The organism is Alistipes ihumii AP11 (assembly GCF_025144665.1).
Lineage (GTDB): Bacteria > Bacteroidota > Bacteroidia > Bacteroidales > Rikenellaceae > Alistipes_A > Alistipes_A ihumii.
In genome coordinates, this window is sequence record NZ_CP102294.1 from 895,180 (window position 1) to 910,493 (window position 15,314).

The 15,314-nt window shown below is 57.0% G+C and carries 9 protein-coding genes and 2 pseudogenes; 8 read left to right on the plus strand and 3 right to left on the minus strand.

Going from position 1 to position 15,314, the window contains the following annotated elements; genetic code table 11:
- Positions 1–199: 199 nt before the first annotated feature.
- From NQ491_RS03565 to NQ491_RS03595, 7 genes and pseudogenes are all read left to right on the plus strand, one after another.
- Positions 200–3,040, plus strand: a complete 2,841-nt coding sequence (locus tag NQ491_RS03565) for a glycoside hydrolase family protein (RefSeq protein ID WP_019244684.1) — start codon at positions 200–202, stop codon at positions 3,038–3,040.
- 302 nt (positions 3,041–3,342) lie between these two features.
- On the plus strand, positions 3,343–6,069 hold the full coding sequence (locus NQ491_RS03570) for an outer membrane beta-barrel protein (protein ID WP_187119362.1): 2,727 nt from the start codon (positions 3,343–3,345) through the stop codon (positions 6,067–6,069).
- Between the two features lie 112 nt (positions 6,070–6,181).
- Entirely contained in the window at positions 6,182–7,909 is a 1,728-nt protein-coding gene (gene lysS / locus NQ491_RS03575) for a lysine--tRNA ligase (RefSeq protein WP_019244682.1), read from the plus strand.
- A 105-nt stretch (positions 7,910–8,014) separates the two neighbouring features.
- The gene (locus NQ491_RS03580; protein WP_147524898.1) at positions 8,015–8,506 is read left to right on the plus strand and encodes a hypothetical protein; all 492 of its coding nucleotides are present in this window, start codon (positions 8,015–8,017) and stop codon (positions 8,504–8,506) included.
- A gap of 55 nt (positions 8,507–8,561) precedes the next feature.
- Positions 8,562–9,317: a triose-phosphate isomerase gene (gene tpiA, locus NQ491_RS03585; protein ID WP_019244680.1), complete on the plus strand. Its 756-nt coding sequence runs from the start codon at positions 8,562–8,564 to the stop codon at positions 9,315–9,317.
- A gap of 726 nt (positions 9,318–10,043) precedes the next feature.
- Positions 10,044–11,726: a SulP family inorganic anion transporter gene (locus NQ491_RS03590; RefSeq protein WP_019244679.1), complete on the plus strand. Its 1,683-nt coding sequence runs from the start codon at positions 10,044–10,046 to the stop codon at positions 11,724–11,726.
- A 116-nt stretch (positions 11,727–11,842) separates the two neighbouring features.
- Positions 11,843–12,013 (plus strand): annotated as a pseudogene (locus NQ491_RS03595) (OST-HTH/LOTUS domain-containing protein); the annotation flags it as partial.
- A gap of 360 nt (positions 12,014–12,373) precedes the next feature.
- On the opposite strand, the gene NQ491_RS03600 reads toward NQ491_RS03595, so the two are convergent.
- Both NQ491_RS03600 and NQ491_RS03605 read right to left on the minus strand, forming a co-directional pair.
- Complete coding sequence (locus NQ491_RS03600; RefSeq protein ID WP_019244677.1) at positions 12,374–13,087, minus strand: hypothetical protein; 714 nt, start codon at positions 13,085–13,087, stop codon at positions 12,374–12,376.
- 9 nt (positions 13,088–13,096) lie between these two features.
- Positions 13,097–14,395 carry an RHS repeat-associated core domain-containing protein gene (locus NQ491_RS03605; protein WP_157365644.1) on the minus strand — a complete coding sequence of 433 codons (1,299 nt, stop codon included), beginning with the start codon at positions 14,393–14,395 and terminating at the stop codon, positions 13,097–13,099.
- A gap of 190 nt (positions 14,396–14,585) precedes the next feature.
- Here NQ491_RS03605 and NQ491_RS11335 point away from each other — a divergent pair.
- Positions 14,586–14,714, plus strand: a pseudogene (locus tag NQ491_RS11335) (OST-HTH/LOTUS domain-containing protein); the annotation flags it as partial.
- A 109-nt stretch (positions 14,715–14,823) separates the two neighbouring features.
- Here the strand turns inward: NQ491_RS11335 and NQ491_RS03615 are convergent.
- Entirely contained in the window at positions 14,824–15,303 is a 480-nt protein-coding gene (locus NQ491_RS03615) for a hypothetical protein (RefSeq protein WP_147524897.1), read from the minus strand.
- Between the last annotated feature and the right edge of the window lie 11 nt (positions 15,304–15,314).

Here is a 15,314-nt window from a genome sequence, read left to right on the forward strand (position 1 = left end):
TCCGTCCGCCCGACGGCATAAGGTTTCCCCTTCGGACATGGCTCCGACGGAAGGATGGCCGAAAGATCGCGGGCGTTCGGTTTCTTGTCGCCGGGCACGGTATCGCGGCGATTTTCATTTTCCGATCAAAATGCTTAACTTCGTCGGAGAACCGCCGCACGATATGCGGACGGTCGAATACTAACCAAACTCTCTACCCATGACTTTCTCCACCCGAACGGGGCGCGCCGCCGCCCTCGCCGTAGCGGCTCTCGCCGTCTTGTCGGCCTGCCGGTCCGAAGAAAAGACCGGAGCCACGCCGAACAACTGCTCCAAAAAATGCTCGCTGACCGAGACGCGCCCTCTGGCCGGATTCAACGACGGCGCGGACGGATTCGTCTGCGGCGAGAACGCCGACTCGCTCCAACTGATCGCCTCGGCACCGACCTGGTCGGGACGCCTGCACGAAGGATCGCACTGCCTGCAGGTGAGCGGTCCCGACATGCCCGCCAACCGCTGGAGAACGGTCTTCCGGGAATATCCCGAAGGACTCGACCTGAGCGATACGCCTTTCGTGTCGTTCGCCGTCCATACCGAAGGCGGAGCTTACGGGGCCGACTACTACGTCCGGCTGACGGTCGGCCGCGGCGGACGGAAATTCGAAAGCATGGCCAAAGTGACGCCCAAGGAGTGGAACGTGACTATCTTCGATCTGAGCGAGTGCCCGTTCGCGGACCGGATCGACCGGGTCGAGTTCGCGCTCTGCAACGCCAGCGACTCGGTATGGGAAAACGCGCTCTACCAGCTGGACGGATTCGAGGCCGGCAAACCGATCGACCTGTCGTTCGGGCTCAAAGGTTCGACCGAGCTGTTCACGGCCGAGGGGGGCGCCGTTTCTCAGGGCGACGGAACGCTGGAGTTCGCGTTCGACGAGGGAGGTTCGCTCAGTACGCCGTCGCTCGCCGGAAGCCGCAACGGCATCTACAATCCGAAGCTCGAGGACCGCAACACGATGTTCTTCGTCATGGAGAACCGCAGTCCGGCCGACCGGCTCCGCATTCGCTTCGTCACGGCGAAAGACTCCGTCTATAACGACGAAAAATCGAAAATTTTCGATATCGACCCGAACTCGCCCCAAAAGGGATATTTCTTCAATTTTTCCGATCTGCCGCAGGCCGAAGGCGCTCTGACCGGTTTCCGCATCGAACCGCTCGGAGGTGCGGGCGAACTGTCGATCGACCGCATTACGTTCGAGCAGGAAACCGTCTTGGAACCTTTCGCAGGCAGCATCGACCGCTGTACGGCTACGCCCGAGCGGATCGAAATCCGGGGCACGATTTCGCCCGAATACGCATCGAAATACGCCCGCATCGCCGTCTATGAAGCGCCGATGTACAAAGGCGACCGGGGTATCGAAAAACTGAAAAAGCTCTACGAGGGTCCGCTCGACCGGCAGTTCGTCATCGACGACATTCCGACGAAACGGAACGAGAAAATGACGCACCTGAGCAGCCGGCTGCTGGCCGTCGCGCTGAACGGGCCGGACGATTACCTGAAAATCGCGCCCTACTTCTATATCGAGAACTGGCGCGACTTTACGGACAACCCCTACTCGTTCGAACTGCCCGAGCTGAGCGTCAGCGTGCTGGACTACGGCGCGAAAGGCGATGCGTTCACCGACGACACGCGGAGCATTCAGGCGGCCATCGACGACGTTTCGTCTCGAGGTGGCGGCCGGGTCGTGCTGCCCGGAGACAGCGGATCCCTGTACGAACGGCGCTACGTTGCCACGCATCTGATGATGCGCAGCAACGTCGACCTGCACATCGAAAAGGGCGCGATCCTGTGGCAGTCGCAGGACGAAAGCGACTACTCCTACGCTCCGGCCTACGGCCACGACGTCGTGATACCGCGCGTTCCGTGGACGCACAGTCTGTACGTGAACCTGCCGCTGATCCAAGGCAAGGACATCGAGAACGTCAAGATCACCGGACAGGGCAAAATCCGCTCGCTCGACACGTACAGCGTCGATCCGAGGCTCGACCACTACGCCCGCGTCTGCACGGACCGTATCCACGTGATCCCGATCGGATTCTGGAAAGTGCGCAACATCGAGCTGAGCGACGTCGAGATCGTCCGCACCAACAACTACCACACGTCGTTCTACTATTGCGAGAACCTGTTCATAGGCAACGTGAAGATGCACGAGGTGAAATGCGTCAGCGGCGACGGCATCGGCCTGAGCATCGGCACGCACGACGTGAAGGTGGCCCGCATCTTCCTCGAGTCGAACGACGACGGCATCGTAATGACCAGCAGCTACGCCGATCCGCGCGGAGGCGTCTGGTGGTGGGGCGACAACGACTGGGACCGCTCGGTGCGCAACGTCGAGGTGTGCCACAGTTATATCAACTCGGGCGGCGGCAAGGCCATCGCGCTGATTCCTTGGGGCTCGACGAACCCCGACCAGCAGAAGCAGGAAACCGATAACGTGAACGTCTACGACAACGTGCTCATGGGAGGATACTCCGTCGGCACATGGTGCGACAATCCGTTCGACGGCAAGCCTTTCGACAACACGGAGGAGAACGACTACGCCCCGGTCAAGAACTTCCGTATCGTGAACAACGAGTACCTGAGCCCGTGCGACCTGCTGAGCATCAGGCCGACCAACTTTATCACCGACTGCGGGCTGCACAGCAGCGAGACGTTCCGTAACGGCGACTTCGCGCACGGCCACACCTACTGGACGATGGAGGGCGATGCCGGCGAGCAGGACGGCTCGGGATACGCCCGAGGCGAGGGACGCCTCTACGAAGGACTATACCTGAAAAAGGGCCGGCACGTCTTCACGGCCGACGTCCGTTCGAAAGGCGAACTGTTCGTCGAGAACGCGACGAACGGGCAAACGGTCGAAAGCCTCGCCTTCGACACGGACGAATGGACCCCCCGGCGGATCGTGATCGACGCCGTCGCCGACGACACGTACTACCTCGGCATAAAAGGCCCCGACGCCCGAATCCGCAACGCCGTGCTCGACCGTCCGGACCCGGTCGAATAGCGCATATGCGCAGAAAACCGCGCGGCTTCCGAATCGACGGAAGCCGCGCTTTCTTCGGAACGGTTCCCAAGGACCGACTATTCCGGAACGAACGCACTCATCCGGCGCATCATGCACGAGCCGGCAAAACGGATCGGGTCCGCAAATATCCGTCCTCTCAACCCGCCGTAAGTCCGCAAGCCTGCACGGCCGAACGGGCCGCGCAGGACGGTCATGCAGGAAAAGACCGGAAGGAGCGATGCCCGGCCGCGCGACCGATCCGGCAAAAATTCGTACCTTGGGGACCTCAACGCAGACCGACTATGTTCCGATACCTGATGCTATGGGCTCTCGCGGCCTTGTGGGCGCAAACCGACCTGCAAGGCCGTCCGCCCGTCCGTTCGCTGGAGGGAGTCGTCGCCGACTCGGCCGGCAGCGGCCCGCTCGTCGGAGCGTCCGTACTGCTGATGACCCCGGGCGATACGCTGCTGAGAATAACCGACAGCCGGGGAGCCTTCCGATTCGAAAGCGTGCGCGACTCGTCGGTCCGTCTCCGCATCGGCTACCTCGGCTATCGCGGCACGACCCGAAACGTAAGCATGACAGCCGGAACGAACCGGATAGATACTGTTTTTCTCGGAGAGATTCCGATCAGCCTGGGCGAGATCGTCGTGCAGGGACGGCGCCCGCTGATGAGCGAACGCGGAGACACGATCGTCTACCATGCGGAGAACGTCCGCGTGCTGCCCGGCGACGAGGCGCTTCAGATCGTCCGGGGCCTGCCCGGCATGGAGCTCAAGGAAGGGGAAGTCCGCTTCATGGGCAAAACGATCGAGCGGACCTACGTCGACGGCCGTCCGCTGTTCGGAGAGAACGCCCGCTCGGCCCTCGACTTTCTGGCGGCCAACGACGTAGTCGACATTCAGGTCTACGACGAACTGCCCGAGGAGGAGCGGCTCAAGGGCAACAAGAACGGCAAGAAACGCACGGTAATGAACCTCGTTACGCGCAGCAAGCCCGAGAAAAGCGTCAACGTCGAGGCGCTGGCCGGCTACGGAGCCGACATCGACCGGGGCCCCGACGGACACCGCAAGGGACGCTACGGAGCCGGCGCTTCGTACAACTATTTCTCGGAACGGCGCATTTACTCGGTCGAGGCGAACAGCAACAACAACAATCAGTCGTCCAACCGCATCCGGGACAGGTTCGCCTCATACGCGGGCGGCGGAGACGGAGACCGCCGCAGCACGACGCTCGGCGCCAGCCTGACGCACCGCTACGGCAAGCATCTGACCCTGTCGGGAAACTACCGCTTCGCCAACGAGCGGTCGGAAACGCAGCGGATCACGCAACAGATCTATTTCCCGTCGGAAGCCTACCGGTCGCGCAGCTACACCGACACGACCCGAGCCTCGCGCCTCGGCAGGCAACACTCGGCCAATCTCGATCTGCGCTATAACCCGAAGAACGACTACCTCGTCTTCGCGACCAGTGTCCAATACTCCGACGACCTCTCGCACAGCTATCGGGGAGCCCGCAACGAGCTCGACGGCGAAACGACCAACCGCGTCGGCGCGACGGAGCGCAACCGCGAGAAGAGTCGTAACCTGTCCGGCATGCTGATCTGGGCCCACTCGTTCAAAAGCAATCCGAAGCGGGCGATCCACATGAACGTCCAAGGCTCCACGAGTCGCGACGACGCATCGGGCTGGCGGATCGACTCGCTCTCGACCGACAACGACCGGACCTTTTTGGAGACGACTGCCGGCGGATGGAGCCGGTCGCTGGGAGGAAACTTCAGCTACACGGAGCCTGTGGGCGAAAAAAGCTCGGTAACGGCCGGCTACGGCATTTCGGTCGACAACAGCCACTCGAAGCGGATGGCCGTCGACCGCTTCACCGGACTGATCGACACGACCTCGACCTACGACTACACGCGCAACTACACGACTCAGACCGCCGAACTCGGATTCAACCGATACAGTCAGACTTGCTACCTGTTCGTGCGCATGGGCTACCAGTCGGCCCGGCAAAACCGGGACGAGACCTTCCCCGAAACGCACGACGACCGACGCACGTTCCGCAGCCTGCAGCCGTCGCTGTCGTTCCACTATTCGATCGGACAGACCCGCAATCTGTACTTCAATTACAGCGGCTCGGCCCGGCAGCCCTCGGTCGAGCAGCTCCGTGCCGAGCTGGACACGCGCAACCGACTGAGCCTCACAGGCGGAACCCCCGGTCTCAGACAGAGCTACACCCACTCGGTCTCGCTCGGCTACTACCATACCGACACGAAGAGCTCGCGCTCGGTGGGATTCAACCTGTCGGCCGACCTGACCGTGCGCGACATCGCCACCCGCCAGCGTTTTTTCGCCGAGGATACCCCGCTCGAGCAATACGGAGGCTACGTCGCGCCGAAAGGCTCGACGCTGACGACGCCGGTCAACGTGAACGGCTCGGGATCGGTTCAGGCCAACGGGAACTTCTCGACTCCGCTCAAGCCGCTGAAGTCGGTTCTGAACTGCACGGCCGGCATCGGATACAGCCGCCGGCCCTCGTATATCGGAGAAGAGCTCGACTACACGAACTCGCTGTCGCCCCGGATAGGAGTGCATCTGACAGGCAACCAATCGACCGTCTGCCAGTTCTCGCTCAGCGCGAACCTTTCGTACAACCACTCCTCCAACTCGCTCCGCGACGACAACAGCACGATCACGCAGCAGACCGGAGCCCAAGTGCGCGTCAACTTCCTCAAGCACGCCTATTTCGAAACGAACTACGCCTATTACCTTTACCACAGCTTCTCGTATGCCGGCGGCGACGTCGACACGCATACGTGGAACCTCTCGCTCGGAATCAAGCTGTTCAAGAACCGCTCGGGCGACATCAGCCTGACGGTATACGACATTCTGAACCGTAACGAGAGCTTCACCTCGAGCATGATGTCGGACTACGTGACCAACAACTGGTCGCGCATGTTCGGACGCTACTGGACGATCGGCATCGGATACAAGTTCAACAAGACGGGCAAGCTGAAGGCCAAGCCGTAGCGGACCGGAGCCGCCGGCAGGCCGAAAATGCGCGTTTTCGGCCCGCCGGCGGCAAAAAACTCTGAGAATTTTCGTACATTTGCGCCGGTATTAAATTCTGAAAGAAACCGCCATGAGCATCGCAGAACTCAGTGAACAGGAACAGATCCGCCGCAACTCGCTCGCGCAGCTGCGCGAGTTGGGAATCGACCCCTATCCGGCCGCCCGGTACGAGGTGACCGCCACGGCCGCGCAGATCGCCGCGGAGTACTCGCCCGAAAAGCAGAACTTCTCCGACATATCGATCGCGGGGCGCATCCTCTCGCGCCGTATCATGGGCAGCGCGTCGTTTTTCGAGCTGCAGGACCATACGGGCAAGATACAGGTCTACATCAAGCGCGACGAAGTGTGCGGAGACGATCCCGAAGCGACGCTCTACAACAAGGTCTTCAAGAAGCTGCTCGACATAGGCGACATCGTCGGCGTGCGCGGATTCGCGTTCGTCACCAAAACCGGCGAGCTGTCGGTCCACTGCAAGGAGCTGAAACTGCTGAGCAAGTCGCTGCGGCCGCTGCCGATCGTCAAGGAGAAAGACGGCAAAGTGTACGACGCGTTCAGCGATCCCGAGCTGCGCTACCGCCAGCGCTACGTCGATCTGATCGTCAATCCGCAGGTGCGTCAGGTATTCCTGCAGCGCACGAAGATCATCGACACGATGCGCCGCTTTTTCAACGAACGGGGCTACGTCGAGGTCGAAACGCCGATCCTGCAGTCGATTCCCGGCGGAGCGTCGGCCCGCCCGTTCGTCACGCATCACAATGCGCTCGACATTCCGCTCTACCTGCGGATCGCCAACGAGTTGTACCTCAAGAAGCTGATCGTAGGCGGGTTCGACGGCGTATACGAGTTCGGCAAGGACTTCCGCAACGAGGGCATGGACCGCACGCACAATCCCGAGTTCACGGTCATGGAAATATACGTCGCCTACAAGGATTACATCTGGATGATGGAGTTCGTCGAGCAGATGCTCGAACGGGTGGCACTGGCGCTGCACGGCACGACGAAAGTGCGCATCGGCGAGCACACGGTCGATTTCGCCGGCCCGTTCCGCCGCGTGACGATGACCGACGCGATCCGCGAGAAGACCGGCTTCGACATCACCGGCAAAAGCGAACGGGAACTGCGCGAAGCCTGCGCCAAGCTGAACGTCGAGACCGACGAGACCATGGGCAAGGGCAAGCTGATCGACGCGATTTTCGGCGCCTATTGCGAGCAGGATCTGATCCAGCCGACGTTCGTCACGGACTACCCGATCGAGATGTCGCCGCTGTGCAAGCGCCACCGCAGCAATCCCGACCTGACCGAGCGGTTCGAGCTGTTCGTGACCGGCAAGGAGCTGTGCAACGCCTATTCCGAGCTGAACGACCCGATCGACCAGCTGGAGCGCTTTCAGGAACAGCTGCGCCTGAGCGAGAAAGGCGACGACGAGGCGATGTTCATCGACATGGACTTCGTCCGCGCGCTGGAGTACGGCATGCCGACTTGTTCGGGCATGGGCATCGGCATCGACCGGCTCACGATGTTCATGACGGGCCAGACGACGATTCAGGACGTGTTGTTCTTCCCGCAGATGCGTCCCGAAAAGGCCGCCCAGAAGGACGGTCCCGAGAAATACGCCGCCGCAGGCATTCCCGAGCAATGGGTCCCCGTGCTGCATAAAATGGGCTTTCTGACGGTCGAAGCGCTGAAGAAGCTCGCGCCGGGCAAGCTGCACAACGACCTGTGCGGTTACAACAAGAAGAACAAGCTCGGACTGCAGAATCCGACGCTCGACGAAGTGAAAGGCTGGACGGCCGGATAAGCGAGCGCCCGGCCGTCTCCGCACGGTCGCCGGGCTGTCCCGCGAGCAACATGCGGAAAGCGGAAAAGAAACACTTCGCAATACGTTACATAAAAACGACCCGATATGTCTTATCTCGTTTTGTGCCCCACTTGCGGGGGGAAGATGTCCGTGAACGCCCGGGTATGTCCCCATTGCGGCGACCGGGGATTTATCGTACCCGAGACGGCCATGCTGCCGAGTCCGTGCGATTACAGGGATTACGGGAGTTATGCGCTCGGATGCGAGGGGAAGGGTTTTCTGTGTCGCAAGCAGATATGGGGCGATGTCGGAATCCATCCGGTCCGCTACTTGCAGGCCATGGGGGTCCGCGACCTGTCCTCATACGTCCGGGTAGCGGACGGGCTCTATGCCCAAACGAGCGACAACGCTCTGCGCGAGAGGATCGCCCGAGCAGTAGCCCGGAACGACGTATACGTCAAATCTTGGGTATTCAAAGGCGTTTGCGAACACGAACTCTACGAGGGGAAGGTGCGCTGTCCCCAGTGCAACGGGACGGGCAAGGTGGCGGTCGAGCAGGCGACGGGCAACTACATAGACATCCGCAAGCGAGCGTGAGCAGGCACGGACGGCAGAGAACAAAAAAGACATTGCATTTAACCGATATATCATTATGAGAAAGAAAATTGTCGCAGGAAACTGGAAAATGAACACCACTCCGGCGGAGGGTGTCGAACTGTTCAAGGGAGTAGCCGCCCAGAAGGGCGAGGTTTGCTCATGCGTGAACTTCATCGTGGCTCCTCCGTTCACCCACCTTTCGGAGATCGTCAAGGCCGCCCGAGGAACGGGCATCGCCGTGTCGGCCCAGAACTGCGCAGCCGAAGCCAAGGGCGCCTATACCGGAGAGGTATCGGCCAAGATGATCGCCTCGCTGGGCGTCGAATATGTGATCCTCGGCCACAGCGAGCGCCGCGAATACTACGGCGAGACGAGCCAAACGCTGAACAAGAAAATGGCTCAGGCTTACGAGAACAACCTCGCACCGATCTACTGCGTGGGCGAGAAGCTCGAGGACCGCGAGGCCGGCAAACACTTCGACGTCGTACGTGCCCAGATCGAAGAAGTGGTCTACAACCTGACGCCCGAGCAGTTCTCGAAACTGATCGTCGCATACGAACCGGTATGGGCCATCGGTACGGGCAAGACGGCTACGGCCGATCAGGCACAGGAGATGCACGCCTTCATCCGTCAGGTGCTCGCCGAGAAGTTCGGCAACGCAGCCGACCAGACCGTTATCCTCTACGGAGGCAGCGCGAAGCCGGGCAACGCTCCCGAGCTTTTCTCGAAAGAGGACGTCGACGGCGGCCTGATCGGAGGCGCGGCGCTCGTGGCCGACGACTTCATCGCGATCGGCAAGGCATTCAAGTAAGCCGTTCGATTTACCGCATAAGGCCGGAACCCGATGGGGGCCGGCCTTTCTTTATTGTTTACACTCAACAGTACCCATTCTCGTATTTTCGACACTTCCGGATTCTCCGCCCGAAATTTCCTCTGCCGGAGAAGATTCGGCAGAAGCCAAATCCGACGCGCATTCTGCGGTCGCGAGCCGCGACTGGCGAATATAGAAATCCGAGGGCAGGCATACTTGGTACATCGACGCATTCGGCCGCCTTTTTATATTTCGGAAGCGAAACCGATTCTCCTCGTATCCGAATCGCCTCCCCGCCGCGGAATCCGTCGGTACGGACTCCGGCCGGACACGGTCCCGCCCCCTGCAACGATCCGGGCCGGACACGGAATCCTCAACGGTCGCTCGGCAGTAGCCCGGCCACGGTTGCACGACGATGCCGGCAACCGGACCGTGCCCCTTCCTTGCAATGACAAGATCCGGCGCCCTTTACTCCGACAGACAACGGCGCATCCGCTCCCGCACGACACTCCTTTGCCCTACGGTCCGCAGACCGCATGAAAAGACATTCGCCGCACGGCTGCGGCCCGCTCCGTCCCGCCCGGCAATCAGGCGGACGCCTCCCGCCCTGACGAAGAAAGAATAAACACGAGGAACGACGTGCGAAACGGTACGCATCTTCCGATTTTTTGCGTACTTTTGCAGCCTCTTTACCGAACTATCACGGAAAATCGATTCAAACGCATCATGAAACTTTTGGAGTTCAGACCCAAACTGTTCGACTGTCTGAAAAACTATTCGAAACGCACGTTCGCTTCCGACCTGATGGCCGGCATCATCGTCGGCATCGTCGCGCTGCCGCTGGCTATCGCGTTCGGCATCGCCTCGGGCGTATCGCCCGAGAAGGGCATCGTCACGGCCATCCTCGCCGGACTGGTCGTCTCGCTACTGGGAGGAAGCCGCGTACAGATCGGAGGGCCTACGGGCGCATTCATCGTCATCATATACGGCATCATCCAGCAATACGGCGAGGCGGGCCTGATCGTCGCCACGCTGATGGCCGGCGTGCTGCTCGTGCTGATGGGCGTCTTCCGGCTCGGAGCCGTCATCAAGTTCATCCCCTACCCCGTCGTCGTCGGCTTCACGAGCGGCATCGCCGTGACGATCTTCACGACGCAGATCGCCGACGTGTTCGGTCTGGACTTCGGAGGCGAGAAGGTTCCGGGCGACTTCGTCGGCAAGTGGCTGCTCTATTTCCGCCACTTCGGCACGGTCGACTGGTGGAACGCCGCCATCAGCGTGCTGAGCGTGCTGATTATCGCGTTGAGTCCGAAATTCTCGAAGAAAATACCGGGATCGCTGATCGCCATCGTCGTCGTGACCGTCGGCGTCTACTTTCTGAAGCGGTACGGCGGCATCGAAGGCATCGACACGATCGGCGACCGCTTCACGATCCGATCGAGCCTGCCGGGCGCCGCCGTGCCCGAACTGAACTGGGAAGCGATCAAGAACCTGTTTCCGGTAGCCGTGACGATCGCCGTGCTGGGCGCCATCGAGTCGTTGCTGTCGGCCACCGTAGCCGACGGCGTAACAGGCGACCGCCACGACTCGAATACCGAACTGATCGCGCAGGGAGCGGCCAATCTGGTAACGCCGCTGTTCGGCGGTATTCCCGCAACGGGAGCGATCGCCCGCACGATGACCAACATCAACAACGGGGGACGGACGCCGGTAGCCGGAATCGTCCACGCGGTCGTGCTGCTGCTGATCCTGCTGTTCCTGATGCCGTTGGCGCAGTACACCCCGATGGCCTGTCTGGCCGGCGTACTGATCGTCGTGTCGTACAACATGAGCGGCTGGCGGACGTTCCGGGCGCTGCTCAGCAATCCGCGCGCGGACGTGACGGTGCTTCTGCTCACTTTCTCGCTGACCGTGCTGTTCGACCTGACCGTCGCTATCGAAGTCGGTCTGCTGATCGCCTGCGTGCTGTTTATGAAGCGCGTAATGGAAACGACCGAAATCTCCGTAATCCGCGACGAGATCGACCCGGGCTCCGGCCTGGACGTCGCCGTACACGAGGAACACCTGACCGTCCCCCGGGGAGTCGAGGTATACGAGATCAACGGCCCGTACTTCTTCGGCATCGCAACGAAGTTCGAGGAGCTGATGGCCCAACTCGGCGACCGGCCCAAGGTGCGCGTGATCCGGATGCGGAAGGTTCCGTTCATCGACTCGACGGGCATCCACAACCTGACGAACCTGTGCGTGATGTCGCGCCGCGAGAAGATCGAGGTCGTACTGTCGGGCGTCAACGACACGGTACACGCCGCCTTGCAGCGCTCGGGCTTCTACGAACTGCTGGGCCCCGACAACATCTGCCCGAACATCAATGCGGCGCTGGAAAGAGCCCGACGGATTCTCGGGGAATAAAGGCTCCGGCACGGACACAGGCGGAGAGACAAGCAGGTCAGGACGCCCAGTCCGTTTTTCCGGGTAATCTTTTCCGCCGTTTTCCCGAATCCGGTTCTCCGGAACTCCATACGACAGTGCCGCTCTCGCAGGTCGGAACGGCGCTCAAGAAGCTGATGCCCAAGTACCGCATCAAGCGCTACGGGTGCAAAACGCTCGGAGAGCTGTACGAGAGGCTCGATCGGTACGAGCTCGTCAAGACGGAGAAAGGAGTGGCGGGGATGGTGAGAAGAAAATTTACGGAATGAGAATCCTCCAGATAATCTAATTTCGTCATTACGATCTCCGATACAGTCTCTTCCGGAGTGAGCATGTACGGCAACTTGTCGTCGCTGCCGGAGATCATTACGGAACAGTAATAGGTTAAAGAACTGTTCGCATCGCAGGCCAGTTTTTCGCCCGATGCGCTATAAATATAGCTAAACTTTGATTGCCTGCAACGACCTGTTTGATTTCGTAATTAGCATTCTTAAAAAGGAACTGTCTAACAAATCTTAGACAGTCCCTTTTTATAAAGAGAATTATGCTTGGGATCATTTTATTTTTTCAGGTCAAATGTGCATTTAATTGTTTTCTACCATTATAAAATATCACCCAGCGTTTCGATTTCAGTCGTGTCGGTTGGCTTTATTTCTGTATTTTCTCCATTTGCAACACATTCCTTGATCCCAACGTGTAAAATCCCTAAAATATGGGTCATGTACGCGTTGTGCATATTTATCCAAATATTCTTGTGGCTGATAAAAATGATTATCTTTCCTGTTATAAACTAATAACGAATTATCCGGCAATAACAGCCACCATGCATTGAACCATTCAATAGCAAAAATCAATTTGTATTTGATTTTCCGAATTGCCCGGAATGCTATTTCATTTCCGGTCCGACCAGCCCACCGGATATGAGCCAAAGAATCGAATGCATTGGTGGCACGGATATAAATTCCTTCGAAGTTCCCTAAACACAAGGTATCCTTATACCACATAATTTCTTTATACACACAACCGGGGTGACGCTTTTTTTTGGAAAATAACAAAGAAGAAAACAAGGAATCCATTACCGTGAAATCCCTCTCCGGATATTGGTAAATATTGATGTGGAGCGTAGGGATACACAATACATCGATCGTATCCAAAATGGATTCACTATAACGCTTACTGTAATCATAATAAACCTTCCATGCTCGAACGATTTCCTTGCGGGCGAATTCCTGTAGAAAAGACCGCTCTTGCTGCAACTGGTCAAAACAAGGATACGAGACGGATTGGGCATGCGTCTCATGAAGAAGACACAAGAACAAAACGATCCACAAGTTTCTTTTCATGATAATAAATTATTTTAGAATACGCAATACAAAAGGATTATAAAGCTTGACTATGATGTCTGATTTAAATACGATACTCCCTACATCCGGATCCATGACTTTGAATCTTTGTCGAGTTTTCCCACTGGGCAATGTTTTCTGTTGAAACTCTTGGATACCGACCGTATGTCCTCTTCCCTGTACAGTGTAAGAAACGGCAATGGGACGATCTTGCTTTAATGTAGCCTCAATTTCATCTACTTTTATGTTGTCGGTTTGTAAACCATTTTTATTTGCGAGTTGGTTATAATCGGCACCGTCTGCTTCTATTTGAAAATTAGCAGGTAATTCCTTTCCCGAATACTCAGCATTTGATTTTAATACAGCGTATGTACATCCTCCCATATCTCCATTTTCCATTGCTTTACCCGAATAGACGGGCAATTCGCCTTTAAGTGCGGCTACTGTTTCCCATGCTGCGTGAGCATGATTCAGTGCTGTAATCGTTAAACCTCTGGCCATTCCTTCCCAAAAGTTTCCACCGGAGACTGCGGAACCTATCCCTCCCGATATGCCGCCGAAAATATACATTCCTGCTATGGTATTTCCGACACCTTTCCATTCTTGGAAACCCGAAACACCCCAAGAACTGAGGGCGCCGGCAGTAAAGCCACTCAAAAAATTCCCTCCGTCTATAGCCGATAATCCACCTTGAGCTATACCATGTGCCAGACCTCGACCTGCTTCATTCCAAAAACCACCGGTAGGGCCAAATATTTCTCCTACTCCGGCAGTCGCTATTCCAGACACGGCACTTAGGGCCATAGACTTTATGAATTTACCAAAGTTCCAATTACGAAAACCGCCGTCGCTGAAAGCAACATCCAGAGTATAGGAAACCGCACCGATAGCTGCTCCCATAGCGATAGCCGGTATGATTGCGAAGACCCGACCGTCTTTATCGACGTATACCGCCGGACTGTTACCGCAAAATAGATAAGAATTGGCTACCTGAGAGGCCGGATCGACATTGAACCAACGTCCGAGAACCGGGTTGTAATAACGGGCTCCGAAATCGTATAACCCGAGCAGCCCCGAAGTGCCGATATCATCGTCTTGCAATTCCTTGCCCGAGAATAAATACTTATTCTTATTCAAGTTGTTATATTCCCATGCAAGCCCGAACGGATAATAATCCGTCGTCTGCTGCTGCAAGGATCCGTTTACTGCGCTGAGTAATACACGGGTACTGCCTGTATGGTCTGTTTTGAAATAATTGTAGGTGTATCCGTCGGAAGCCATGCTTACTGTGCCTTCGGGATGTTGCATATACAGCAACGTAGTATTGCTGGGATACACCATGACTCCACGGTAATATGTGAAAGAACCCCCTGCCTTCTTGGCGAGCTTCTCGCCCGTAGCACTGTAAATGTAGGAAACTTCTTCGTCTCCTGCAAATATCCGTCGGGGAAGGCTTAACTAACACAAGTGCCTACCTTTCAGATCAATACAAATTTCGCTCTCGCAGGTCGGAACGGCGCTCAAAAAGCTGATGCCCAAGTACCGTATCAAGCGCTACGGCCGCAAAACGCTCGGAGAGCTGTACGAGCAGTTCGACCGGTACGAGCTCGTCAAGACGGAGAAAGGGGGGGGCGGAGATGGTGAGAAGGGAAAGAGAATTAGGGGAATTGTAATAATACAATATCTAATTATAGAAGACAGGCGGAATTCTTCTTGCTTGTCTTCTTATAACCTTATTAAGGTTTATAAACATACAACCAATTGGTTTTCACTAACTCATCCTCTGTTAATGTTATTTTTTTTACATATAATTGATTCCTGTAAATATCTCCCCAGTCATAATTACGCATTGTTTTTTCTGTAATAAAAAAAAGCGTCATTTTATTTTCTTTACATGAGAGTCGTTTTTGGGAGGAGGTGTTCCATAATCTTCCTTCCAATCCGCCCTTTAATGAGCCAATATCATAGGCGTTTATCCTATAAGAAGGCGAAGCAAATCGAGGTTCGACAGAATTACCATAAGCATCTTTCATGTCAGCAGATGAAAAATGGAATAATTCTAATTTCGGATGCGAGGGCAAAGAATCCTTATCTCCACAGATGCAGTAAACATATATGGCCTCATCAGAATCGTTACGAACATACAATATATCGCTAATCCCCTCACATGAGGTGCAGCAATATAATAACAGACCAAAACAGCTAATCCATTTCATTGTTTTCATGT